The sequence below is a fragment of the Agromyces sp. NPDC052230 genome (genome assembly GCF_040679595.1).
GTDB lineage: Bacteria > Actinomycetota > Actinomycetes > Actinomycetales > Microbacteriaceae > Agromyces.
The window spans coordinates 93,581-117,846 of record NZ_JBFAVC010000002.1 but is presented as its reverse complement, the minus strand read 5'-3'; the positions used below and the strand labels follow the sequence as shown (position 1 = coordinate 117,846).

The following is a 24,266-nucleotide window of genomic DNA, read 5'->3' as shown; positions in this document are numbered from 1 at the left end:
AGGTCAGCCTGCGCTCGCCTCAGCGCGCGTCGTACGTGATGCGTCCACCGAGGAGGGTCATGGCCACCGGCATGGTGCGGAGTTGGTCGACGGATGCCGCGAGCGGATCGAGCTCGACGACCGCGAGGTCGGCCGGCGCACCCTCGGCGATCTCGGCACCCCGCCCGCCGGTCGATGCGGCGAGCGCGGCCCGAGCCTCGATCGCCTGCTCGGGATGCCACGGCTCACGTCCGTCGCGGCTGCGCCCCACCGCCGCGGAGATCGCGACCCACGGGTCGAGCGGTGCGACAGGGGCATCGGAGCCGAGCGCGAGTTCGACCCCGGCTGCGGCGAGTTCGGCGAGCATGAACGCGCGGTCGGTGCGCCCGGCCCAGTACCGGTCGGCGACGTCGCGGTCGTCCATCGCGTGCTCGGGCTGCACGCTCGCCACGATGCCGAGGCGCGCGAAGCGAGCGACGTCGTCGTGGCGGAGCAGCTGGGCGTGCTCGATCGAGGCGAGCCGGTTCCAGCCGCCGGGCGCGACGGCCTCGAGGGCGTCGAGCACCGCCGCGTTGGCGCGGTCGCCGATCGCGTGCACCGCGGGGGCGAGGCCTCCCCCGTGGGCGCGACGGAGGAGCGGCACGAGCTCGTCGTACGGCACCGTCGCGAGCCCGAAGGGGTGGTCGTCGTCGCCGAGGTCCGGGTAGCGGTCGTCGCACCACGCGGTGCGGGTGTTGAGCGAGCCGTCGGTGATGACCTTGTAGCCGCCGACGGTGACGAGGCCGCCGCTGCCGGGCAGCTCGTCGCCGGTGCGCAGGCCCTCGCCGATGGCGCGCTCGAGGTGCTGGGTGTACACGCCGAACGTCACGCGCACCGCGTCGAAGCCCGCGGCAGCGCGGCGCGCCCAGTCGTCGCGGTTCCAGCGCATCTCGTAGTCGGTGATGCCGACGACGCCACGGACGGCTGCCGCTGTTGCCGCCTCGGCGACCCATTCGTCGAGCACGTCGTCGGAGACGTCGTCGAGTTCACCGGTGAGCCGGAAGCAGTCGTCCTCGCGGAGCACGCCGCTCGCCCCCGCGAGGTGCTCCACCCCGTGGCGTCGCGCCGCGGCGGTGTTCACCCAGCACGCGTGCAGGTCACCCGCGATGAGCACGACGGGCACGTCGCCCGACACGCGGTCGAGCAGCTCGCGGCTCGGGGCATCGGGCCAGAGCCCGTCGCGGTAGCCGCCGCCGATGACCTCGGCGTCGCCACGGTCGATCCATCCAGCGACGAGCGCTGCCGCCGCGGCGGCGGAGTCGGCACCCGCGAGGTCGAGGCGGCGCGACCACACGGACCACTGCGAGAAGTGCACGTGCCGGTCGTGGAGTCCGGGCACGATGAAACGGCCGTCGAGGTCGATCCGCTCTGCGCCCGCAGGCGCGGCCGCCGTGCCCGCCGGTGCGATCGAGGCGGTCACCCCGTTCGCCACGTGCACGTCGACGCGGTCGTCGCGGCCGGGGAGACGGGCGCCGGCGAGGAGGACCGGCGCCGGGGCATCCGTCGCCCGCACCGTGCTGGACGTCTCGACGATCATGCGCGGGCTGCCCGCAGCGCCTCGTGCGTGCGGCGCATCTGCGCGGCGAGTGCCGGGTTGGCGTAGGCTCCGTCGCCCTCGAGCTCGTCGATGATGCGGTCGACCGTCTCGGCGGGGCGGTTCTGACTCATCTTGTTCTTCGCGACGAACCGCGTGATCGGGATGCGCAGGCCCACCGTGCCCGTGGAGATACGGTCGGCGTACGCGGAGTTCTCGGGCGTGCCGCGCATCCGCCGGGGTTCGGGCAGGACGAGCTCGAAGTGGTCGACGAGCTGCTCGAGCACGCGCAGGTTCTCGTCGTGTTCGAGGAGCTCAGGGGTGCCGTAGAGGTGCGCGGTGACGAAGTTCCACGTCGGCACGGCGGGGTTCGCGTCGTACCAGCTCGGCGAGATGTAGCCGTGCGGACCCTGCACGATGACCATGATCTCGTGGCGACCGAGCTCGTGGACGACCTCGTCGGGGCGGCCCACGTGGGTGAGCAGCGCGATGCCGTCGGCCGTCTCGTCGAGGAGCACCGGATAGTGGGATGCCACGAGGCCCGCGGCATCCGTCATGCTCACGATCGTCATCCACGGGTGCTCGCGGATGAGCTGCTTCACGCCCTCCTCGCTCGCGAGGGTGAAGCTCGGGTTCTGCCGCATCGCTGTCCTTCCGTCGGATGCCTCCACGCTACCTTCGGCGGCACCGGCACCGGGTGCCGATAGGCTGTCGCGGATGAGCAGGCGCGACGAGGACGAACGGAAGAGCCTCAGCCGCACGCCCCCGACCTGGCCCATCGTCGCCGTGCTCGCGTTCGCCGGAGCATGCTCGTCGTTCATGTTCACGATCGTCGTACCGATCCAGGCGGAGCTGCCCGAGCTGCTCGACGAGAGCCGTGAGGCGACCGCGTGGGTCGTGACGGTCACGCTCCTCACGGCCGCGATCACCACCCCCATCGCGGGTCGGCTCGGCGACCTGTACGGCAAGCGGCGCATCGTGTTGGCGCTCATCGCGGTGCTCATCGTGGGCAGCGTGATCGCCGGCGCGTCGCAGTCGCTCCCCGTGCTGCTCGTCGGACGCGCGCTGCAGGGCGCCGTCACCGGCGTGATCCCGCTCGGCATCGCCGTGCTCCGCGACCACCTGCACGAGGACCGGATCGGCGGCGCGGTCGCGCTCGTGAGCGCCACGCTCGGGTTCGGCGGAGCGCTGGGCCTGCCCGTGAGCGCGCTCATCGCGGACAACGCCGACTGGCACCTGCTCTTCTGGATGGCCGCCGCCCTCGGCGTCGTGCTCTTCGTGCTCGTCGCCTGGCTCGTGCCCGTGAGCACGCTGCGAGCGCCGGGCGGATTCGACCTGCCCGGCGTCGTCGGCCTCGCGATCGGCCTGTCGGGCGTACTCATCGCGCTGTCGCAGGGCGACGCGTGGGGATGGACGTCGGCGGCGACCCTCGCGTTCGGCCTCGGCGGCCTCGCCACGCTCACCGCCTGGGGATGGTTCGAGCTCCGGCTCGACGACCCCCTCGTCGACCTGCGGGTTGCGGCCAGGCCGCCCGTGCTCATCACGAACCTCGCCTCGATCGCCATGGGGTTCGCGTTCTTCTCGTCGAACATCAGCCTTCCGCAGCTGCTCGAGCTCCCCGCCGACACCGGCGTCGGCCTCGGCCTGCCGCTCCTCCAGGCCAGCCTCGTGATCATGCCGGCCGGGCTCGTGATGATGGCGATGTCGCCCGTCGCCGCTCGCCTCACCCGCCTCTTCGGCCCGCGCGCACTGCTCGTGGCCGGCGCCGCCGCGATGATCGTCGCCTACTCGGTGGCGCTCGTCGCCTCGTCGGAGGTGTGGCAGATCGCGCTCGTCAACGCCCTGATCGGTGTCGGCATCGGGCTCGGCTACGCAGCCATGCCGATCCTCATCATGCGTGCGGTTCCGGCGACCGAGACGGGCGCCGCCAACGGGCTCAACGCGCTCATGCGATCGCTCGGCACGAGCGCTGCGGCGGCCGTCATGGGGGCCGTGCTCGCGGCGTACGCGATCGACGTGGGCGGAGTCCAGGTGCCGACCAGCGAGGCGTTCCAGCTCACGTTCCTCATCGGCCTCGGCGCAGCGGTCGTGGCGGGTGTCCTGGGCCTGATCATCCCGAAGCCCCGCCGGCTCCCCGGCGAGCACCCGTCGCTGCCGGAGGGCCTGGGCTGACCGGCATCCGTTGCTGGCCTTCGAAGGCATTCCGTCGGTTCAGGCCTGGCAGTAGGGGCACCAGTACAGCTTGCGGGCGCCGAGCTCCTCCATGACGATGTTCGTGCCGCACACCCGGCACGGCAGCCCCTCGCGCTTGTACACCCAGTGCCGATCGGCCCGGTTCGCGAGCGCCGCCCGGTACGCCACGGGGTCGAGGTCGTCCATGGTCATCATCTGACCGGTCTCGACGCCGATGCGCAGCAGCCTCGACCAGTCGCGCCACAGGTGCCGCACGTGCTCCTCGGGCACCAGCCGGCCCGGGGTGTGCGGGTTCTGCCTGGCGCGGAACAGCAATTCGGCCCGGTAGACGTTGCCGATGCCGGCCACGACGTTCTGGTCCATGAGCAGGAGGGCGATCGGGGTGGGCTTCTTCGTGACGGCTGCCGCGAACCGGTCTTCGGCCGCCTGCCCGACGTCGATCAGCGGATCGGGCCCGAGCTTCGCGACGACGGCCTCCACCTGCGCCGGGTCGAGCACCTCGCACGCGGTCGGCCCCCGGAGGTCGGCGCAGACGGTGTCGGTGAGGAGGCGCACGCGCACCTGGCCGATGGGTTCGGGCGGGAACGACTCGAGCCCGTCGCCCTCCTTCTCGGATTCCGACATTCGCAGCCGCGTGCGCCGTGGGGCGCCGATCGACGTGAGGGAGTTCTCGCCGGCCCGGTCGAACACGACCGCATCGGGGTTCGGGCTGTCGAGGAAGGTGCCGCGCTGGTTCGTCTGGCCCATGCGGCCGTTCGCCGCTGCGATCGTGGCATCCATCAGGATGTCACCCGCGAAGTCCCACGCGCCGTACATGCCGAGGTGCACACGCAGCCACCGGTCGCCCTCGAAGCCGAGGAACATCTGCTTGCCCACGGCGCGGGCGTCGGTCATCCGTCGCCCGTCGAGGTCGGCTGCGCCCTCGGCGAACCGGCCCTGTGGGCTCGACGCGTGCACGACCTGGCCCACGAAGTTGCGCTCGAACTGGCGGGTGATGCGGTGGACGGAGTGTCCCTCGGGCAACGGCGCTCCTACGCCTCGGGGCTCGGCGCCGCGACATCGACGCCCTTGCCGGCGATGTCGCCGGTGGTCTCGTACTCCGCGAGCTGTGCGATGCGGCGCATGTGCCGTTCGTCGCCCGAGAACGGCTCGGCGATGAACGCGTCGATGTAGCGGATCGCCTCCTCCACGGTGTGCTGGCGGGCACCGATCGAGATGACGTTGGCATCGTTGTGCTGGCGCGCGAGGATCGCCGTGTCCATGCTCCACACGAGGGCCGCGCGAATGCCGTGCACCTTGTTCGCGGCGATCTGCTCGCCATTGCCCGACCCGCCGAAGACCACGCCGAGCGTCCTGACGCCGGCCGCCTGGTCGCGCGCGACCGCGAGCGCCGCATTGATGCAGAACGCCGGGTAGTCGTCGAGCGCGTCGTACTCGGCGGGGCCGTGGTCGACGACCTCATGACCGCCGTTGGTCAGATGGCCGGCGAGCGTGCGGCTGAACTCGAGGCCGGCGTGGTCGGTCGCGATGTGGATGCGCATGCGCCAAGTCTAGGGATTCGGCACCCACCGGATGGCGCGCCCGTGCGGCTGCGCCCACGCCAGCTGCACCCCGTCGAGGGCCAGCACGAGGTCGGAGCTCTCGTTCGGCACGTCGTCGCGCACCCGGATCGCCGGGAGCGCCGCCCGCGGTTCCACCGACAGCCAATGGCCCTGGAGCGCCTGCACCGTCTCGGCGAACCGGTGCCGTTCCCGCGCATCGACGTACATGAGCACCACCGTGTGGAACACCACGAGGGTCGCATCGCGGGGCACCTCGGCGGCGAGCGCGACGAGCCGCTCGTTGAGGTCGCCCGCGACGATGCGCGGCGGATCGTCCGCGGCGATGGCGGCAGCGGCACGAAGGCGCTGCCGGCGGTCGTCGTGCTCGGGCCACACGAGCGCGTCGAGCCACGCCAGGTCGTCGGGGTGTCGCACGTCGAGCGGGTTGAGGTCGATGCCGCCGCGCCACACCACCTCGGGCAACCGGGTCGGCACCGGCACGGGTCCGATCGCCTCGCAGTCGAGCACCACCGGGCTGGGTCCCGTCGCGGGATCGAGTTGCGGGTGCCCCGGGTAGCGGTAGCTGTACCGGTCAGGGTAGAGGCAGAGACCCGCGGATGCCCCGACCTCGAGCAGCGCGATCGGGCCGTCGATGCCCACCAGCGCCGGCACGTGCAGGGCGCACCTGGCCGCCTCGTTGGTCTGGGTGGCGTGCGAGAGCGCCGTCGCCCGCACCTCCACCCAGTGCTCACGAAGCCAGTCGCGGAACACGCGATACGGGACGGTCGGCACGCCCTGGAATCGGGCGGCCGAGAACACGAGATTGGGCTGGCGCTTCGGCGACGGCAGCTCGTCGATGAGTGCGACCACCTCGGGATCGCCCGCGACGCTTCGTCGACTACGACTCGTAGGTGGCCGACATCCCGCGGGCCTCAACGTCGGCGAAGGTGCGGTATCGATCGGCAGTCGAGGCACTGGAATCGACGCTCATCGGCATGTCGCCACGGTAGGCCCGAGCACTAGGCTGGTCAATCGTGCGACGGCGCCACGAGCGCCCCCCGAACGCTCATGGAGAGGAAGACCAAGTTGCCAGGAGAGAACCTCACGAGGCTCGAAGCCGAGGAGCGCGCCGCGCTCGTCGACGTGCACGACTACGATGTCGTGCTCGACGTGACGACGGGCCCCGACGTGTTCCGGAGCACGACCACGGTGCGGTTCGCCGCGACCAAGGGCGCCTCCACGTTCATCGACGCGATCACCGCGGAGGTGCACTCGGTCACCCTCAACGGCGAGACCCTCGACCCCGCCGAGGTGAGCGACGGCGTGCGCATCCAGCTGCCGAACCTCGCCGCCGAGAACGAACTGACCGTCGTCGCCGACGGCCGGTACATGCACACGGGCGAGGGGCTGCACCGGTTCGTCGACCCCGTCGACGGCGAGGCCTACCTCTACACGCAGTTCGAGGTGCCCGACTCGCGGCGCATGTTCGCGGTGTTCGAGCAGCCCGACCTCAAGGCCTCCTTCCGGTTCACGGTGACGACGCCCGCGCACTGGGAGGTCGTCTCCAACTCCCCGACGCCCGAGCCGGTCGACGCGGTCGCCGGCGACGGCAGCGACACCCCCGCGAAGACGTGGGCGTTCGAGCCCACGCCCCGCATCTCGAGCTACATCACCGCGCTCATCGCGGGCCCGTACGCCGTGGTGCGCGACGAGCTGACGTCGGCCGATGGCCGGGTCATCCCGCTCGGCGTGTTCAGCCGCAAGAGCCTCTCCGAGTTCCTCGACGCCGACTACATCTTCGAGAAGACCAAGCAGGGCTTCGAGTACTTCGAGCGCAAGTTCGGCGTGCCCTACCCCTTCGCGAAGTACGACCAGCTCTTCGTGCCCGAGTACAACGCGGGCGCGATGGAGAACGCCGGCGCCGTCACGTTCACCGAGTTCTACGTGTTCCGCTCGAAGGTAACGGATGCCGTTCGCGAGCGTCGCGTCGTCACGATCCTGCACGAGCTCGCCCACATGTGGTTCGGCGACCTCGTCACCATGAAGTGGTGGAACGACCTCTGGCTGAACGAGTCGTTCGCCGAGTGGGCGTCCACCATCGCCACCGCCGAGGCCACCGAGTGGACCGAGGCGTGGACGACGTTCAACTCGATGGAGAAGAGCTGGGCGTACCGTCAAGACCAATTGCCGTCGACGCATCCGGTGGTCGCCACCATCAACGACCTCGAGGACGTGCAGGTCAACTTCGACGGCATCACGTACGCCAAGGGCGGTTCGGTGCTGAAGCAGCTGGTCGCCTGGGTCGGCGTCGACGCGTTCTTCGCCGGCGTGTCCGCCTACTTCCGGAAGCACGCCTGGGGCAACACGACCCTCGCCGACCTTCTGGCCGAACTCGAGGTCTCGAGCGGCCGCGACCTGTCCGACTGGTCGGGCCTGTGGCTCGAGACCGCCGGGGTCAACACGCTGCGTTCCGAGATCGAGACGGATGACGCGGGCGTCATCACGTCGTTCGCCGTGCTGCAGTCCGCCATCGTCGAGCACCCCACCATCCGTCCGCACCGTCTCGCCATCGGGTTCTACAACCTGAAGGACGGCAGGCTCGTGCGCGACCACCGCGTCGAGCTCGACGTCGACGGCGAGCGCACCGAGGTGGCCGAACTCGTCGGGCACCCGCGCCCAGACCTCGTGCTGCTCAACGACGACGACCTGGCCTACGCGAAGATCCGGCTCGACGAGGCCTCGCACGGCGTGGCCCTCGCGAATCTCTCCGAGATCGCCGACCCGCTCGCCCGCGCCCTCGTGTGGAGCTCGGTATGGGATGCCACGCGCGACGCCGAGACGCGAGCCGGCGACTACCTCGCCCTCGTGCTCGGCAACATCGCGAGCGAGACGGAGTCGACGACGTTGCGCATCGTGCTGGCGAACGCCGTGCTCGCCGCCAGCTCGTACGTCGCGCCCGAGCGACGGACCGAGGCTCGCCGAACCCTCGCCGACGGGTTCTGGCGCCTCGCCCAGGAGGCCGCGCCGGGCAGCGACGCGCAGTTCCAGTTCGTCACGAACTTCGCGACCATTGCCGAGGCGAGCTCGCACGTCGACGAGCTCCAAGCGCTGCACGACGGCTCGCTCCAGCTCGAGGGCCTCGAGATCGACGCCGACCTCGGCTGGGAGCTGCTCATCGCGCTCGTCGCCTCGGGTCGTGCGGGCGACGCCGAGATCGACGAGCGCCTCGCGACCGACAACACGGCCACGGGCCAGCAGTCGGCCGCGAACGCCCGTGCCGCGATCCAGACGCTGGAGGCGAAGGAGCGGGCATGGTCGTCGCTCATCGACGTGGACACCGCCAGCAACACGATCGTGCGCGAGACCGCCGAGGGCTTCCTTCGCGCGAGCGACCCCGCATTGCTCGAGGCGTTCGTGGAACGGTACTTCGCGATGCTCGAGCGCATCTGGGACGAGCGCAGCTACGCCATCGCCGACAAGCTCGTCGACGGCCTCTACCCGTCGCCGCTCGCGAACCGCGCCCTCGCGGATGCGAGCCGGGCCTGGCTGGACTCGCACCCCGACGTGCCCGCGCTGCGTCGCCTCGTGATCGAGCGTCTCGCCGGCATCGACCGGGCGCTCGCCGCGCAGGAGCGCGACGCGCAGCAGTAGCACCAGCGGCGTCCCGGGGCGGTCGCGAGTAGTACCCCGGTACCACTCGCGACCGCCCCGGAACCGTCCCGCCGTCCGATCTGCGGAGGACACGTCATCCGTAGCGTCGGAGACATGATCACCGCAGCAGGACTCACCAAGCGCTACGGCGCGAAGACCGCCGTCGATGGACTCGACTTCACCGTGCACCCCGGCCGCGTCACCGGATTCCTCGGCCCCAACGGAGCCGGCAAATCCACCACGATGCGTATGATCGTGGGACTCGACCGCCCCACGGCGGGCAGCGTCACGGTCAACGGCAAGCCCTACGCACACCACCGCGCACCGCTCCACGAAGTGGGCGCGCTGCTCGATGCGAAGGCCATCCACACCGGGCGCACCGCCGAGAACCACCTCCGCGCAATGGCCGCCACGCACGGCATCGGCGAACGCCGCGTGCGCGAGGTCATCGAACTCACCGGCCTCGAGTCGGTCGCGCGGAAGCGCGTCGGCGGCTTCTCACTCGGCATGGGCCAACGCCTCGGCATCGCCGCCGCACTGCTCGGCGACCCCGCGACACTCCTCCTCGACGAGCCGGTCAACGGCCTCGACCCCGAGGGCGTGCAGTGGGTACGCCGCCTCGTGCGCAGCCTCGCCGCGGAAGGTCGCACGATCTTCCTCTCCTCGCACCTCATGAGCGAGATGGCGCTCACCGCCGACCACCTCATCGTGCTCGGCAAGGGCCGGATCATCACGGATGCCCCGGTCGCCGACGTCATCGCCGGCAACACCGGGACTCGCGTCCGCGTTCGCTCCCCGCACGCGTCGCAGCTCGCCGATCTGCTCGCCGGCGCCGAGGTGAGCGTCATGCGCTCCGAGGCGGGACTGCTGGAGATCACGGGCGTCGAGGCATCCGGCATCGGCGACCTCGCCGCCGAGCACGCGCTCGCCATCCACGAACTCACCACCCTGAACGCGTCGCTCGAGGAGGCCTACATGGCTCTCACCGCCGACGCCGTCGAATACCGCACGGAGGCACTCCGATGACCACCATCACCCCCACCCCCGCTGCTGCCGGAACGGCGCAGCCTCGTTCCGCCCGCACAACCACGCTCGGATTCGGCGGCGTGCTCCGCTCCGAGTGGATCAAGCTCCGCAGCCTGCGGTCCACCGGTTGGTCGTACCTGCTCGTGATCGTGCTCGCCGCGGGCATGTCCCTGCTCCTGGCGCTCACCAGCCTCAGCGGCTTCGGCGATGAGATCACGGCCGGAATGCCGGCCGAGGCGCAGACCGACCTCATCGTGCGCACGATGACCGTCGGCGTCGGCCTCACGCAGCTCGTGGTCGCAGTACTCGGCGTACTCGTCATGAGCGGCGAGTATCGAACCGGCATGATCCGCTCGACGCTCACTGCGGTCCCCCGGCGCCTCCCCACGCTCGCGGCCAAGGCGATCGTGCTGTTCTTGGTTACATTCCTCGTCGCAGCGCTGTCGCTCGTCGGCGCCTTCGCCGCCTCGTCCATCGTCTACGCGGGCGAGGGCATCTCGGCGAGCGTCGCCGACCCCGACGTGCTCGCCGCGATGCTCGGCGCCACCCTCTACCTCGCGCTCCTTGCCGTGTTCTCGCTCGGCGTCGGAACCATGGTGCGCTCGAGCGCGGGGGGCATCGCGATCGTCGTCGCACTGGTGCTCGTGGTGCCGACCCTCGTACAGGTGATCCCGGCCGACTGGGCTCAGGACGCGGTGCCGTACCTGCTCTCTGCAGCAGGAACCGACCTGTTCGCCATGGATCCCGACGACGCGCTCGAGTGGTGGCAGAACCTGCTCGTCGTGCTCGGCTGGGTTGGCGCTTCCGGTGCCGGAGCAGCCGTCCTGCTCGCACGGCGCGACGCGTAGAGTCCTGTCCATGACCGAAGCCCGGCTCGCCCTCGACCACCCTGATGGGGTGGCCGAGGGCGAGTTGCGTCTGCCGAGGCCACCCGGAGTCATCCGGCGGTTCTGGGCGCGGCATCCGCGGCTCGCCGACGGGCTGATCGCCGGGATCTACGGAATTCCGACGGTCATCGGCACCCTCGTCGGCGCCGTCCAGTACGCCTTGCCGGTCTCGGTCACGATCGCCGCCGTCGCCACCGCAGTGGCCAGCGCGGTGGGACTCCTGCTGTTCCGTCGCTCGCACCCGTCGGTCGTGCTCGCGCTCGCCTGGCTCGCGTGCCTGATGTCCGCTCCGACCGGCTCCATCGACGTCCTCGCCATCCTGATCGCGCTCTACGCGATGGCCGTCTACGCGTCGACGCGAGCGGCGTGGATCGCCTACGGGCTGTCGGTCGTGGTCGGCGCAGCGGCGGCATACCTCTCGACGTGGCTTCGCGACGCGCTGGTCGTGGACCCCTTCGAGTTCGATGCGCTCGGCTCGTCGATCACGTTCGCCGTCTTCATGCTCATCGCCACGCTCATCGGCGTGACCGTGGGCAATCGTCGGCGCTACCTGGACGCCCTCATCGCCCGCGCCCACGACCTCGCCCGGGAACGGGACCAGGAGCGGCAGCTCGTCGCGGCCGCGGAGCGGGCTCGCATCGCCCGCGAGATGCACGACATCGTCTCGCACGGACTCACCGTGATGATCACGCTGGCCGACGGCTCGGCCGCCACCGTCGAGCACGACCCTGCGCGAGCCGCCGACGCCATGCGCCGCGTCGCCGATGCCGGCCGCGACGCGCTCACCGAGATGCGCCGCATGCTCGGCGTCCTGAACGACGCCTCGGGCGACGCGGCCGCGCGGTCGCCGCAGCCCGACGCCGCCGCGATCCCCGACCTCGTCGAGGGATTCCGCGAGGCCGGGCTACCGGTGCGTCTCACCACGGCGGGCGCGCCGGTCAGCGGCAGCGTCCTGCAGCTCGCGACCTACCGCATCGTGCAGGAGGGGCTCACGAACGTCCTCCGGCACGCCGATCGGGCCCAGCACGTCGAGGTGCTCATCGAGCATCGTGACGACGCCGTCGAGATCACCATCGAGGACGACGCGGTGCACACGAGCCCGCGGATGACCGGCGCCGGCCGCGGGCTCGAGGGCCTCCGCGAACGCGTCGCGCTCTCCGGCGGCACCCTCGACGTCGGGCCGCGCGCCGGGAACGGCTGGCGCCTGCACGCGACCCTCCCGACCGAGCCGCCAGACCCGAAGGGCCAACCATGAACGGGGAAACGTCGCCCATCCGAGTCGCGATCGTCGACGACCAGGATCTCGTGCGCGCGGGCTTCCACATGGTGCTCGACGCGGAGCCAGGGATCGAGGTCGTCGGCGAGGCCGGCGACGGTCGCGAGGCCATCCGGCTCGCCGGCGAGACATCCGTCGACGTGATGCTCATGGACGTGCGGATGCCCGGCATGGACGGCATCGCCGCCACCGCCGAGGTGATCGCGGCGCGGTCGGCCCCGAAGGTCATCGTGCTCACCACGTTCGACCTCGACGAGTACGCGTTCGCCGCGATCCGGGCCGGCGCGAGCGGGTTCCTGCTCAAGGACGTGCGCCCGCAAGACCTCGTCGCCGCGATCCGTGCGGTGCACGAGGGCGATGCGGCGCTCTCGCCCCGAGTCACCCGGCGCATGATCGAGCTGTTCTCCCGGGAGTTGCCTGCGCACCACGACGGTTCCACGGCGCCGAGCCCGATCGCCGCGTTGACCCCGCGGGAACGCGAGATCCTCGTCGCCATCGCCGAAGGCCTCACCAACGGCGAACTCGCCGGGCGCTTCTTCCTCTCGGAATCGACCGTGAAGACCCACGTCGGCCACATCCTGACGAAGCTCGACGCCCGCGACCGCGTGCACCTCGTGATCCTCGCCTACGAGCACGGCCTCATGGCGCAGGGGCCGGCGGGCGGCAGGTCGGGCGGCCGCCGGTAGGTCGGCCGGCAGCCGGGTGAGTCGGCCGCCGTCGCTAGGCTGGCTGGGCACACCGATCCGAAGGGTTCCGCCATGCCTGCTGCCAACCTCACGCGCGCCGAAGCGACCGAGCGCTCCGCCGTCGTGAGCGCCCCGTCCTATGAGGTCGTCCTCGATCTCACTCGGGGTGCCGAGACGTTCCGCAGCGAGACGACGGTTCGGTTCACGGGCGTCCCAGGCAGCGCGACCTTCATCGAGGCGTGCACCGACGCCATCCACTCGATCACCCTGAACGGCCGACCGCTCGACCCGGCCGCGGTGAGCGACGGCACGCGCATCCGCCTCGAGCAGCTCGAGGCCGACAACGAGCTGCACGTCGTGGCCGACGCGAGCTACACGAACACCGGCGAAGGCCTGCACCGTTTCGTCGACCCCGTCGACGGAGAGGCCTACCTGTACACCGAGTTCGCGGTCGCCGAGGCCAACCGGGTCTTCGCGGTGTTCGACCAGCCCGACCTGAAGGCCTCGTTCCGCTTCACGATCACGGCGCCGGCGCACTGGACCGTGCTCTCGAACGCGCCCTCACCCGAGCCGGAGCGCGACCCCGACGGGGCATCCGCAACCTGGACCTTCGAGCCGGGTCCCGTGGTCTCGAGCTACATCGTCGCCCTCATCGCCGGCCCCTACGCAGCCTGGCACGGCTCAGCGCGCAGCGTCGACGGACGCGACGTTCCGCTAGGCCTCTTCACCCGAGCTTCGCTCGCGCAGTACGCCGAGCCCGACGTCATGTTCGAGACCGTGCAGGCCGGCCTGGGCTTCTACGAGACCGCGTTCGGGGTGCCCTACCCCTACGGCAAGTACGACCAGATCTTCGTGCCCGAGTACAACTGGGGCGCCATGGAGAACGTCGGCGCCGTCACCTTCAACGAGTCGTACCTGTTCCGCGCGCGGGTCTCCGACGCCCGCCGAGAGCAGCGTGCCATCGTCGTGCTGCACGAGCTCAGCCACATGTGGTTCGGCAACTCCGTGACCATGAAGTGGTGGAACGACCTCTGGCTCAACGAGTCGTTCGCCACGTGGGCGTCGAACCTCGCGACGTCACACGTGACCGAGTTCACGGGCGTGTGGGCGACGTTCGCGAGCGACGAGAAGACGCACGCGGCCGAGCAGGACCAGTTGCCCTCGACCCATCCGGTCGTCGCCGAGATCCGCGACCTCGCCGATGTCGAGGTGAACTTCGACAAGATCACCTACGACAAGGGCGCGTCGGTGCTGAAGCAGCTCGTGGCGTGGGTCGGGCTCGACGCGTTCCAGCAGGGCGTGGGCGCGTACCTCACAGCGCACGCGAGCGGCAACGCGACCCTCCGTGACCTGCTCGAAGAGCTCGAGCGGGCGAGTGGGCGCGACCTCACGCGCTGGTCGCAACTGTGGCTGGAGACCGCCGGCGTGAACACGCTGCGAGCGGTGGTCGAGACGGATGCCTCGGGCACGATCACCGCGGCCCGCATCGAGCAGTCCGCGGCCGCGACGCATCCGACCCTCCGCCCGCACCGGCTCGCGATCGGCTGCTACTCCGACGAGGCCGAGGCCGACGGCGATGGCGCCCTCGTGCGCACCCACCGCATCGAGCTCGATATCGACGGTGCCTCCACCGACGTCCCCGAGCTGGTCGGACTCGCCGGCCCCGACCTGCTGCTCGTGAACGACGACGACCTCACCTACGCGAAGGTGCGGCTCGACGAGCGATCGTTCGCGACGGCCGTGGCACGGCTCGCGGACCTGGCCGACCCCGTCGCCCGTGCCGTGGTGCTCGGCTCGGCGTGGGACGCGGTGCGCGACGCCGAACTGCCCGCGAGCGACTTCGTGCGGCTCGTGCTCGCCGGCGTGGGGCGCGAGACGCAGTCGGCGGCGCGAGCGCTCGCCCTCGGTCGCCTCGAGCTCGCGCTCTCCCGCTACGTCGCCGAGGACCGCGAGACGCTCTCGGTGGAGGCGGGCGACGCGGTCTGGGCGCTCGCCGAGCTCGCCGAGCCGGGATCCGACAGGCAACTGCAGTTCGTCAAGGCGTTCACACGTCTCGCGTCGAGCGCGGCGCATGCCGACGTGCTGGGCGGCCTCCTCGACGGCTCGATCATGCTCGACGGCCTCTCGATCGACCTCGACCTGCGCTGGGAGCTCGTCGTCGCGCGCGCCGCCCTCGGCGCGGCATCCGACGATGAGATCGACGCCGCACTTGCGCTCGACGACACGGCCAAGGGTCGTCAGCTCGCCGAGACCGCGCGGGCTGCGCGCCCCGATCAGGCGGTGAAGGATGCCGCGTGGCGGCGCGTCGCGACCGACACGAGCCTCTCGAACGACCTCGCCCGCGCCATCGCCGAGGGCTGGCGGCGCACGACCCGGCCCGAACTGCTCGCGTCGACGGCGACCGACTACTTCGCGATGCTGCAGGACGTGTGGGCCGGCCGGAGCTTCACGATGGCCTCGCTCATCGTCTCGCGGTTGTTCCCCTCGCCGCTCGTCGACGAGGAGCTCGCGGCCATGGCGCGCGCCTGGCTCGCCGCGAACCCCGCGCCGGCGCCGCTGCACCGGCTCGTGTCCGAGGAACTCGACGAGCTCGAGCGGGCCCTCACGGCGCGCGCGCGTGATGCCAGCAGCCTCTCGGGCGCGGCTCAGTAGACTGTCGAACCATGCTCCGACTCGAGCCCGCCCCCGACGAGACCACCCTGTGGGAGCAACTCGACGCATTCTGGCTGACCCCGTGGGGCATCATCACCGGCAAGCTCATCGCCGTCGTGGTGATCCTCGTGATCGCGCTCCTGATCCGACTGGCCCTGCACTTCGTGATCGAGCGCATCGTCACGCGCATCGTGACGGGCGTCAAGCAGAAGCAGCAGGTCACCGACACGCAGGCGCTGCAGGCCTCGCCGCTCGCTGCCGTGCGAATCGTGCAGCGCACCCGCACGCTGGGTTCACTGCTGCGGAACGTCGTGAACGTGACGCTCTTCATCATCGTGACCCTCATGATCGTGAGCGTCATCGACCCGAACATCCTCGGCTCGTTCGCGCTCCTGTCGGCCGCGATCGGCGCCGGCCTCGGCTTCGGTGCGCAGAACATCGTGAAGGACGTGCTGAACGGTGTCTTCATGGTCATCGAGGACCAGCTCGGCGTCGGCGACGTCGTCGACCTCGGCCCGGCGACCGGCATCGTGGAGGACGTGCAGATCCGCATCACCAAGGTGCGCGACGTCAACGGCACCCTGTGGTTCGTACGCAACGGCGAGATCCTGCGCGTCGGCAACATGTCGCAGGGATGGGCGCGGATCATCCTCGACCTCGCGGTGCCCTACGACGCCGACGTCGATGCCGTCGAGGCCGAGATGCTGCGCACCGCCGTCGAGATGTCGCAGTCGGGCAAGTGGCGCTCCCGGGTGCTCGAGAAGCCCGAGATCTGGGGCCTGGAGTCGATCTCGAGCGACGCGATGGTGCTCCGCATCGTCATGAAGGTGCGCACCTCCTCGAAGGACGACGTCGCCCGTGAGCTGCGGATGCGACTCAAGCGCTCGCTCGACGCGATGGACGTGAAGCTGCCGAGCCTCTCGACCGTCGTCCTCGAGGGGTTCGAGGGCGCCACCCGGGTGAAGGGCGCGAAGCCGCCGAAGACCGCCCCGAATCCGACGGTCGAAGCGGCTTCGGCCCGCGCGACGAAGAAGAACCGGGCGCCTCGCGCGCCGCAGCCACCCACCACCGGAGACACACCATGACGGATGCATCCCTCTCACCGTCGTTCTACGAGACCGTCGGGGGTCGCGACACGTTCGAGCGACTCGTCGCCGAGTTCTACCGCGGCGTCGCCGACGACCCGGTGCTACGCCCCATGTACCCCGAGGAGGACCTCGGGCCCGCCGCCGAGCGCCTCACGATGTTCCTCGAGCAGTACTGGGGCGGACCGGGCACCTACAGCCAGCAGCGCGGCCACCCCCGCCTGCGGCTGCGGCATCAGCCCTTCAAGGTGAATCCCGACGCCCGCGACCGCTGGCTCGCGCACATGCGCCACGCGCTCGATACGCTCGACCTGCCCCCGCTCGCCGAGGAGACCCTCTGGGACTACCTCGAGCGGGCCGCGTTCGCGATGGTCAACACGTTCGAGGACTGAGATCGCGCGGCCGCGGCATCCGCGACACCGACGCACCACCCGAGACGAAGGAGTCCATGTGGCCGCTTCACCCGCACCCCGCCTCGAGCCCGACGCGATCATCGTCGGCGCCGGCCTCTCCGGCCTCGTCGCGGCCGCCGAACTCGTGGACGCCGGCAAACGCGTCGTGATCGTCGACCAGGAGCCCGAGGCGAGCCTCGGCGGGCAGGCCTGGTGGTCGTTCGGCGGGCTCTTCCTCGTCGACTCGCCCGAGCAGCGCCGGATGGGCGTCCGCGACTCGCTCGAGCTCGCACGGCAGGACTGGGACGGCACCGCCGGCTTCGATCGCGACGAGGACGAATGGGGCCGCCGCTGGGCGGAGGCGTACCTCGAGTTCTCCGCAGGCGAGAAGCGTGCGTGGCTGCACGAGAAGGGCGTGCGGTTCTTCCCCGTCGTGGGCTGGGCCGAACGGGGCGGGTACGGCGCCATCGGACACGGCAACTCGGTGCCGCGCTTCCACATCACCTGGGGCACCGGCCCCGGCGTGCTCGAGCCGTTCATCGCCCGCGTGCGCGCGGGTGCGGCGGCGGGTCTCGTCGAACTGCGGCATCGGCACCGCGTCGACGAGCTCATCGTCGAGTCGGGTGCGGTGGTCGGCGTCCGCGGCACGGTACTCGCCGACGACCCCGCGAAGCGCGGCGAGCCGAGCAACCGCGATGCGACCGGCGAGTTCGAGGTGCGGGCCGCGGCGGTGGTCGTGGCATCCGGCGGCATCGGCGGTAATCACGACCTGGTGCGGCAGTACTGGCCCGAGCGCATGGGCCCGGCGCCGACGGCGATGCTCTCGGGGGTGCCCGCGCACGTCGACGGCCGGATGCTCCCCGTCTCCGAGCAGGCGGGCGCGAGACTCGTGAACCGCGACCGGATGTGGCACTACACCGAGGGCATCGCGAACTGGGAGCCCGTGTGGCCGCTGCACGGCATCCGGATCCTGCCCGGTCCCTCGTCGCTGTGGTTCGACGCCGAGGGCAAGCGGCTTCCGGCGCCGCTCTTCCCCGGGTTCGACACGCTCGGCACGCTCGAGCACATCGTCGCGACCGGACACGCGCACTCGTGGTTCGTGCTCACCCAGAAGATCATCGAGAAGGAGTTCGCGCTGTCGGGCAGCGAGCAGAACCCCGACCTCACCGGCAAGGACCTGAGGCTCCTCGCCGACCGCCTCGGTTCCGGCGCGCCCGCCCCCGTGGAGGCGTTCAAGCAGCACGGCGTCGACTTCGTGGTCGCCGACACCCTTCCCGAGCTCTTCGACGGCATGCGTGCCCTCTCCCCCGAGGTGCCGATCGACACCACCAACATCGAACGCGAGATCGTCGCCCGCGACCGCGAGCTCGACAACGACTTCTCGAAGGACCCCCAGCTCACCGCCGTGCGCGGCGCGCGTCGGTACCGCGGCGACAAGCTCATCCGCGTGGCGACGCCGCACCGCATCCTGGACCCGAAGGCGGGCCCGCTCATCGCCGTGAAGCTGCACCTGCTCACCCGAAAGTCCCTCGGCGGCATCCAGACCGACCTCGAGTCGCGGGCGCTCGGCGCCGACGGCGCACCGGTGCCGGGGCTCTACGCGGTCGGCGAGGCCGCCGGGTTCGGCGGTGGCGGCGTGCACGGGTATCGCGCGCTCGAGGGCACCTTCCTCGGCGGATGCCTCTTCACCGGCCGGGTTGCCGGGCGTGCCATAGCGCGCGGCTGACGCCGGTGGCGCCTACGCCTTGAGGGTCCACGGCTTCCGGCGCACGAGCACGTGGCCGCGACGCGACGAGAGCCTCGTCCACGGACCCGTCTCGAACAGGCGAACGGGGTCGTCGCCGAGGAAGCCGAGACTGTAGACCGCGAACGCGGCACCCGCCGGCACGTACTCGAGCCCCTCGATGCCGCGACCCCACACCTCGGAGCGCACACGCTGCACGAGCTGCTCGCCGGTGCCCTCGGGGATCGCCTCGGCGACCTCCTCGATTCCCGCCCTGGCGGCTCGCTCGAGGGTGGCGGAGTCGGTGTCGGCGAGGGGCCGCCACCCGCCACGGGGCGGCGAGATGCCGGCCCAGGTGACGGTGTTCACCTCGGGCGGCCGGGTCATCGTGACCGGACGCGACTCGTCGTCGTCGCCGAGTTGTCCCCGCGCCCGCACGATGCGCTCGACGACCGAACGCATCGGCACGACGACGTCGAAGTCGTCGGTCTCGAACAACTGGAAGGTGCGCAGGCCCAGCACGGTCGGACTCTCGTCGAGGATGCCTCGCGGGTACAGGATCGCCGTGTACACGGCGAGGATGCCCGAACCCGCGACCAGCCGCACGGAACCGTCCTCGACGCGCCCGGCGCGCTGCAGGTATGTATGCAGGTCGCCGAGCGAAAGGCTGTCCGCGAGCGTGAATTGCTGAACCATCTGCTGTCTAAACTACCAAGGGAGTGCCGCCTCTCCGGCGGCCGCGTTCCGCCGATCTGCGGGCGGGCCCGCCCCAGCAACACGGAGGAACGATGAACGGTCCCATCGACGGCCTGCTCAGCACACTGCGCCTCACCGATACCGGCGCTCGCACGACCGAGGACATCTTCACGGGCCCGTCGCAGTGGATGCCGCACGGGCGCGTGTTCGGCGGTCAGGTGCTCGCCCAGTCGCTCATCGCGGCGATGCACACCGTGCCCGCCGACCGCCCCATCCACTCGATGCACGGCTACTTCCTTCGTCCGGGCGACGTCACGCATCCGATCACGTTCTCCGTCGATCGGCTCCACGACGGGCGGTCGTTCACGACGCGGCGCACGCACGCGTTCCAGAACGGCGTGCCGATCCTCTCGCTCATCGCCTCGTTCCAACGACACGAGGAGGGTCTCGAGCATGCGGTCGAGATGCCCGAGGGGATCCCCGATCCCGACGGCCTCCCCACGACCGCCGAGGTCCTCGGCGAGTTCGACCACGACGTCGCCCGCCACTGGTCGAACGGCCGGGCGTTCGACGTGCGACACATTCCATCGCCCATCTACGTCAGCGCCGACGGCGATCGCGAGCCGCGGCAGGCGGTCTGGATGAAGGCGTTCGGACGACTCCCCGACGACCCCAAGCAGCACCGCGCCGCACTCGCCTACGCGAGCGACTACTCCATCCTCGAACCGGTGCTCCGCGCCCACGGTGTGGCGTGGGCGACGCCCGGCCTGAAGATCGCGAGCCTCGACCACGCCATGTGGTGGCACCGCGATGCCCGGGTCGACGAGTGGCTCCTGTTCGTGCAGGAATCACCGTCGGCCGGAGGTGGTCGGGGCCTCTCGCTGGGACGCATCTACACGCGCGAGGGCGTGCTCGTCGCGAGCGTGGCGCAGGAGGGCATGATCCGCATTCCCCGCGAGGAAGCATCCGACTGAATGAATTCTGTGGGTTCGCCCGCAGGCCGGTTCTCGTCCTCCAGAATGGGGCACGGCGCGCATCTCGCGCGAGTGTCGCGGACGAAGGAGCTCAGTCGATGACGGATCCCACGGAACTCACGAGGCGCACGGTACTGGCGCTCGGTTCGGTCGGCGCGGTCGGCAGCGCACTGACGCTGGCCGGGTGCGCACCGGATGCCTCGCCCGGCACGACCCCCACCGGCGTCAGCGATGAGCCCGGCACGGGCGCGACGGGCGCACCCGATGCACCCGCCGTCGGCGATGAGATCGCGGCGCTCGCCGACGTCCCCGTCGGCGGCAGCATCGCCACGACGGTCAACGGCCAAGCCCTGCTCGTGGCACAGCCGACGGAGGGTCAAGTGGTCGCGTTCAGCGCCATCTGCACGCACCAGCAGTGCATCGTTGCGGCGAAGGGTGACGAGTTCCACTGCCCGTGCCACGGGTCGAAGTTCGAGGCCGCGACGGGCGAGGTCATCCAGGGCCCGGCCCTCGAGCCGCTCGCGGAGATCCCCATCGCCATCTCCGGCGATCGCATCGTCGCCGCATCCTGAGGTGGACTACACCGTCGCGGGCCTGCCGCTGCACGTCCTGCTCGTCCATGCACTGATCGTGCTGACACCGCTCGTGGCGCTGGCGCTCGTGCTCATCGCGGCGTGGCCGGCGGCCCGACGCATCCTGTGGATTCCCGTGGTCGCCGCAGCGGCGCTGCTGCTCCCGCTCGGCCTGGTGACCATCGAGGCGGGCAAGTGGCTGGAGCAGCGCGTTCCGCCCGCGCCGCTCATCCAGGAGCACACCGCCCAGGGCGAGGACATCGTGCCCTGGCTCATCGGGCTCCTCGTGCTGGCCATGGCGATCGCCGCCTGGGCGGTCGTCGACCTCGTCGCTACGCGACGGCGTACCCGAGCGGATGCCGCGCGCCGCCCTGTGCGGGCCGTGCGCGCCGTGGTGGGCGTCGTGCTCACGCTGGCGGCGCTCACGGTCGCCACCGGCACCACGTGGACGCTCGTGCGGATCGGTGAGGCAGGCAGCCGCGCAGTATGGGAGGGCTCGTTCAGCGACGAACCGGTGGAGCGTTGAGCCGCGCCGTCTCGCGGCGTCAGCGCCGGCGGTAGGCGAGCGGCTCGCCGAGGTACGGCTCCCAAGCGGCACGTTCGGCATCGCCGATTCGACGCGGTCGACCGGATGTCGCGTCGACCAGCACGATCGTCGTGGTCGCACGCGTGTACAGCGCTCGCGGCTGCACCCCGACCGGCGAGAACACCTCGTAGCAGACGTCGAGGCTGGCGCCGCCCATGTGACCGATCCACAGCTCGATGTCGAGCGGCTGACGCTGGTACGGGATCGGCGCGAGGTACTCGACCTCCTGACGCGCGATCAGCGTAAGCGTGTCGGAACCCGACGTCGCGTCGATCACCGCCGTCGTGGCGCCGACGGCGTGCTCGGAGGTGTCGTCGCTGGCCCAGAACGCCTGGATGCGAGCCTCCTCGAGAAGACTCAGCATCCGAGCGTTGTTCACGTGACCGTACGCGTCGAGGTCACCCCATCGGAGCGGCGTCGGCACGTGCAGGCGCACGTCAGTGCCTCGTGAGCTTGCGGTACGCGGAGCGATGCGGCTTCGCGGCCTCGGGCCCGAGACGCTCGATCTTATTCGCCTCGTACGCCTCGAAGTTGCCCTCGAACCAGTGCCAGTACGAGGGGTTCTCCTCGGTGCCCTCATAGGCGAGGATATGCGTCGCGATGCGGTCGAGGAACCACCGATCGTGGGTGATGACCACAGCGCAGCCCGGGAACTCGAGGAGCGCGTTCTCGAGGCTCGACAGCGTCTCGACGTCGAGGTCGTTGGTGGGCTCGTCGAGGAGCAGGAGGTTGCCGCCCTGCTTCAGGGTGAGCGCGAGGTTCAGCCGGTTGCGCTCACCACCCGAGAGCACGCCGGCCGGCTTCTGCTGGTCGGGGCCCTTGAAGCCGAACGTCGACACGTACGCGCGGCTCGGCACCTCGGTCTTGCCCACCTGGATGTAGTCGAGACCGTCGGACACGACCTCCCAGAGCGTCTTCTTGGGATCGATGCCGCCGCGTGACTGGTCGACGTAGGAGATCTTGACGGTCTCGCCGATCTTCAGTTCGCCGCCGTCGAGCGGTTCCATGCCGACGATGGTCTTGAACAGCGTCGTCTTGCCGACACCGTTCGGCCCGATGATGCCCACGATGCCGTTGCGGGGCAGCGTGAACCTGAGGCCCACGATGAGCGTGCGGTCGCCGAAGCCCTTCTCCAGGTCCTTCGCCTCGAGCACGAGGTTGCCGAGTCGCGGACCCGGCGGGATCTGGATCTCCTCGAAGTCGAGCTTCTTCGTGCGCTCCGCCTCGGCGGCCATCTCCTCGTAGCGCGCGAGACGGGCCTTCGACTTCGCCTGACGGCCCTTCGCGTTCGAACGCACCCAGTCGAGCTCGTCGGCGAGGCGCTTGGCGAGCTTCGCGTCCTTCTTGCCCTGGACGGAGAGGCGCTCCTGCTTCTTCTCGAGGTACGTCGAGTAGTTGCCCTCGTACGGGTAGAGGCGGCCGCGGTCGACCTCGCAGATCCACTCCGCGACATGGTCGAGGAAGTACCGATCGTGGGTCACGGCGAGCACGGCGCCGGGGTACTTCGCGAGGTGCTGCTCGAGCCAGAGCACGCTCTCGGCGTCGAGGTGGTTCGTGGGCTCGTCGAGCAGGAGGAGGTCGGGCTTCTGCAGCAGGAGCTTGCAGAGCGCCACGCGGCGCTTCTCACCGCCCGAGAGCACCGACACCTTCTCATCGCCGGGCGGGCAGCGCAGCGCGTCCATCGCCTGCTCGAGCTGGGAGTCGAGATCCCACGCATCGGCCCTGTCGATGTCCTCCTGGAGGCTGCCCATCTCGGCCAGGAGCGCGTCGAAGTCGGCGTCGGGCTCGGCCATCGCGAGCGAGATCTCGTTGAACCGGTCGACCTTCGCCTTGATCGGGCCGACGCCCTCCTGCACGTTCTCGAGCACCGTCTTGGTCTCGTCGAGCTCGGGCTCCTGCATGAGGATGCCGACGGAATACCCGGGCGTCAGCCTCGCCTCGCCGTTGGAGGGCTGGTCGAGGCCGGCCATGATCTTCAGGATCGTCGACTTTCCGGCGCCGTTCGGGCCCACGACGCCGATCTTCGCGCCGGGGAGGAACGCCATGGTGACGTCGTCCAGAATGACCTTGTCGCCGACCGCCTTGCGGGCGCGAACCATCGAGTAAATGTAGTCAGCCATATTCGTACCAGTCTACGGGGGCTCGGGGTCGCCATCTCACGGCGTCGACCGGACCTACCAGTCGATGGGCCGGGTATCCCCGACGAGGCATCCGCCCGTGCCGAGGGGTGGCTGCAGCGCACTCTGGTAGCCGCCGGATCCCGATCCGTATTGGCCGATGAGGCACTCCCCCTGGAAGAGCACGGCGAACTGCACCGAGTCGGCCTCCAGGTCGACGGTCGTGCGGTCGGCGGTGACCTCCATCTGACTCTTGTCGAATCCGGCGGCCACGAGCGCGTCGATGAAGTCGCGCCCGCCGGCCGACGGGTTCGCGGCGACCACGGCGAGATTCACCGCGTCGAAGTACGCGCGGTTCTCACCGGCCGCGAGCGTGGGCCGCAGCGTCGGCGGCGGGCTCGGCGCGGGCGTCGCCTCGCCGGTGGCCACGGGCGCCGACCCCGTGGGCGTGGGCGTGGGCCTCGGCGTCGGAGCCGGAGAGGTCGCGGTGCATCCGGCGGTGGTGGCGAGGATGATCGTAGCCCCGGCGAGCGCCATGGCGGCGGAGGTGCCGAGACGGCTCGTCATCGCTCCCCTGTTCCGGCGGGTGCCGACCGCCCGAAGCGAGTCTATGCTGCGGCACGGGCCCCATCGGGCGATCGGCTGCGCGCTCCGCGC

The 24,266-nt window shown here is 70.6% G+C and carries 22 protein-coding genes; 13 read left to right on the top strand and 9 right to left on the bottom strand.

What is annotated here, in order from left to right; translation table 11 throughout:
• Positions 1-19 precede the first annotated feature (19 nt).
• Positions 20-1,555: an amidohydrolase family protein gene (locus tag AB0K73_RS05770; RefSeq protein WP_360511545.1), complete on the bottom strand. Its 1,536-nt coding sequence runs from the start codon at positions 1,553-1,555 to the stop codon at positions 20-22.
• A complete protein-coding gene (locus AB0K73_RS05765) occupies positions 1,552-2,196 on the bottom strand; it encodes an FMN-binding negative transcriptional regulator (RefSeq protein WP_360511543.1) in 645 nt (214 codons plus the stop codon). Before AB0K73_RS05765 ends, AB0K73_RS05770 begins: the two co-directional genes overlap by 4 nt.
• Before the next feature lie 73 nt (positions 2,197-2,269).
• On the opposite strand from AB0K73_RS05765, the gene AB0K73_RS05760 reads away from it, so the two are divergent.
• Complete coding sequence (locus tag AB0K73_RS05760; RefSeq protein ID WP_360511541.1) at positions 2,270-3,724, top strand: MFS transporter; 1,455 nt, start codon at positions 2,270-2,272, stop codon at positions 3,722-3,724.
• A gap of 39 nt (positions 3,725-3,763) precedes the next feature.
• Here the strand turns inward: AB0K73_RS05760 and AB0K73_RS05755 are convergent, their stop codons facing one another.
• The 3 genes from AB0K73_RS05755 to AB0K73_RS05745 are packed head-to-tail and all read right to left on the bottom strand — an operon-like array spanning position 3,764 to position 6,156.
• Positions 3,764-4,768, bottom strand: coding sequence for a DNA-formamidopyrimidine glycosylase family protein (locus tag AB0K73_RS05755; protein ID WP_360511539.1), 1,005 nt, complete (start codon positions 4,766-4,768; stop codon positions 3,764-3,766).
• Positions 4,769-4,776: 8 nt separating this feature from the next.
• Positions 4,777-5,286, bottom strand: coding sequence for a ribose-5-phosphate isomerase (locus tag AB0K73_RS05750; protein WP_360511537.1), 510 nt, complete (start codon positions 5,284-5,286; stop codon positions 4,777-4,779).
• Between the two features lie 9 nt (positions 5,287-5,295).
• Positions 5,296-6,156, bottom strand: a complete 861-nt coding sequence (locus AB0K73_RS05745) for a DUF2332 domain-containing protein (protein WP_360511535.1) — start codon at positions 6,154-6,156, stop codon at positions 5,296-5,298.
• Between the two features lie 216 nt (positions 6,157-6,372).
• Here AB0K73_RS05745 and pepN (AB0K73_RS05740) point away from each other — a divergent pair, with 216 nt between their 5' ends.
• The 9 genes from pepN (AB0K73_RS05740) (at position 6,373) to AB0K73_RS05700 (ending at position 18,667) form a co-directional block, all read left to right on the top strand.
• Complete coding sequence (pepN, locus tag AB0K73_RS05740) at positions 6,373-8,937, top strand: aminopeptidase N (protein WP_360511533.1); 2,565 nt, start codon at positions 6,373-6,375, stop codon at positions 8,935-8,937.
• 114 nt (positions 8,938-9,051) lie between these two features.
• Complete coding sequence (locus AB0K73_RS05735) at positions 9,052-9,963, top strand: ATP-binding cassette domain-containing protein (protein WP_360511531.1); 912 nt, start codon at positions 9,052-9,054, stop codon at positions 9,961-9,963.
• Positions 9,960-10,811: an ABC transporter permease gene (locus AB0K73_RS05730; RefSeq protein ID WP_360511529.1), complete on the top strand. Its 852-nt coding sequence runs from the start codon at positions 9,960-9,962 to the stop codon at positions 10,809-10,811. Before AB0K73_RS05735 ends, AB0K73_RS05730 begins: the two co-directional genes overlap by 4 nt.
• Positions 10,812-10,821: 10 nt before the next feature.
• Positions 10,822-12,105: a histidine kinase gene (locus tag AB0K73_RS05725; protein ID WP_360511527.1), complete on the top strand. Its 1,284-nt coding sequence runs from the start codon at positions 10,822-10,824 to the stop codon at positions 12,103-12,105.
• A complete protein-coding gene (locus tag AB0K73_RS05720; protein WP_360511525.1) occupies positions 12,102-12,812 on the top strand; it encodes a response regulator transcription factor in 711 nt (236 codons plus the stop codon). The genes AB0K73_RS05725 and AB0K73_RS05720 overlap by 4 nt, the downstream gene beginning before the upstream one ends.
• A gap of 72 nt (positions 12,813-12,884) precedes the next feature.
• Complete coding sequence (gene pepN, locus AB0K73_RS05715) at positions 12,885-15,464, top strand: aminopeptidase N (RefSeq protein ID WP_360511523.1); 2,580 nt, start codon at positions 12,885-12,887, stop codon at positions 15,462-15,464.
• A gap of 11 nt (positions 15,465-15,475) precedes the next feature.
• Positions 15,476-16,549 (top strand): mechanosensitive ion channel family protein, encoded by a 1,074-nt coding sequence (locus AB0K73_RS05710; RefSeq protein WP_360511521.1) that lies wholly within the window; start codon positions 15,476-15,478, stop codon positions 16,547-16,549.
• Positions 16,546-16,941 carry a globin gene (locus AB0K73_RS05705; protein ID WP_360511518.1) on the top strand — a complete coding sequence of 132 codons (396 nt, stop codon included), beginning with the start codon at positions 16,546-16,548 and terminating at the stop codon, positions 16,939-16,941. Before AB0K73_RS05710 ends, AB0K73_RS05705 begins: the two co-directional genes overlap by 4 nt.
• 58 nt (positions 16,942-16,999) lie before the next feature.
• Entirely contained in the window at positions 17,000-18,667 is a 1,668-nt protein-coding gene (locus tag AB0K73_RS05700; protein WP_360511516.1) for an FAD-binding dehydrogenase, read from the top strand.
• Positions 18,668-18,679: 12 nt separating this feature from the next.
• Here the strand turns inward: AB0K73_RS05700 and AB0K73_RS05695 are convergent, their stop codons facing one another.
• Complete coding sequence (locus tag AB0K73_RS05695; protein WP_360511514.1) at positions 18,680-19,360, bottom strand: hypothetical protein; 681 nt, start codon at positions 19,358-19,360, stop codon at positions 18,680-18,682.
• Positions 19,361-19,452: 92 nt separating this feature from the next.
• Here AB0K73_RS05695 and AB0K73_RS05690 point away from each other — a divergent pair, with 92 nt between their 5' ends.
• The 3 genes from AB0K73_RS05690 (at position 19,453) to AB0K73_RS05680 (ending at position 21,432) form a co-directional block, all read left to right on the top strand.
• On the top strand, positions 19,453-20,334 hold the full coding sequence (locus AB0K73_RS05690; RefSeq protein ID WP_360511512.1) for an acyl-CoA thioesterase II: 882 nt from the start codon (positions 19,453-19,455) through the stop codon (positions 20,332-20,334).
• A 98-nt stretch (positions 20,335-20,432) separates the two neighbouring features.
• Complete coding sequence (locus tag AB0K73_RS05685) at positions 20,433-20,906, top strand: Rieske (2Fe-2S) protein (RefSeq protein WP_360511510.1); 474 nt, start codon at positions 20,433-20,435, stop codon at positions 20,904-20,906.
• 1 nt (position 20,907) lies between these two features.
• Positions 20,908-21,432 carry a hypothetical protein gene (locus AB0K73_RS05680; RefSeq protein WP_360511508.1) on the top strand — a complete coding sequence of 175 codons (525 nt, stop codon included), beginning with the start codon at positions 20,908-20,910 and terminating at the stop codon, positions 21,430-21,432.
• Between the two features lie 19 nt (positions 21,433-21,451).
• Here the strand turns inward: AB0K73_RS05680 and AB0K73_RS05675 are convergent, their stop codons facing one another.
• The 3 genes from AB0K73_RS05675 to AB0K73_RS05665 are packed head-to-tail and all read right to left on the bottom strand — an operon-like array spanning position 21,452 to position 24,176.
• A complete protein-coding gene (locus AB0K73_RS05675) occupies positions 21,452-21,928 on the bottom strand; it encodes a thioesterase family protein (RefSeq protein ID WP_360511506.1) in 477 nt (158 codons plus the stop codon).
• 1 nt (position 21,929) lies between these two features.
• Entirely contained in the window at positions 21,930-23,612 is a 1,683-nt protein-coding gene (ettA, locus tag AB0K73_RS05670; protein WP_360511504.1) for an energy-dependent translational throttle protein EttA, read from the bottom strand.
• A 54-nt stretch (positions 23,613-23,666) separates the two neighbouring features.
• Positions 23,667-24,176, bottom strand: a complete 510-nt coding sequence (locus tag AB0K73_RS05665; RefSeq protein WP_360511502.1) for a hypothetical protein — start codon at positions 24,174-24,176, stop codon at positions 23,667-23,669.
• Between the last annotated feature and the right edge of the window lie 90 nt (positions 24,177-24,266).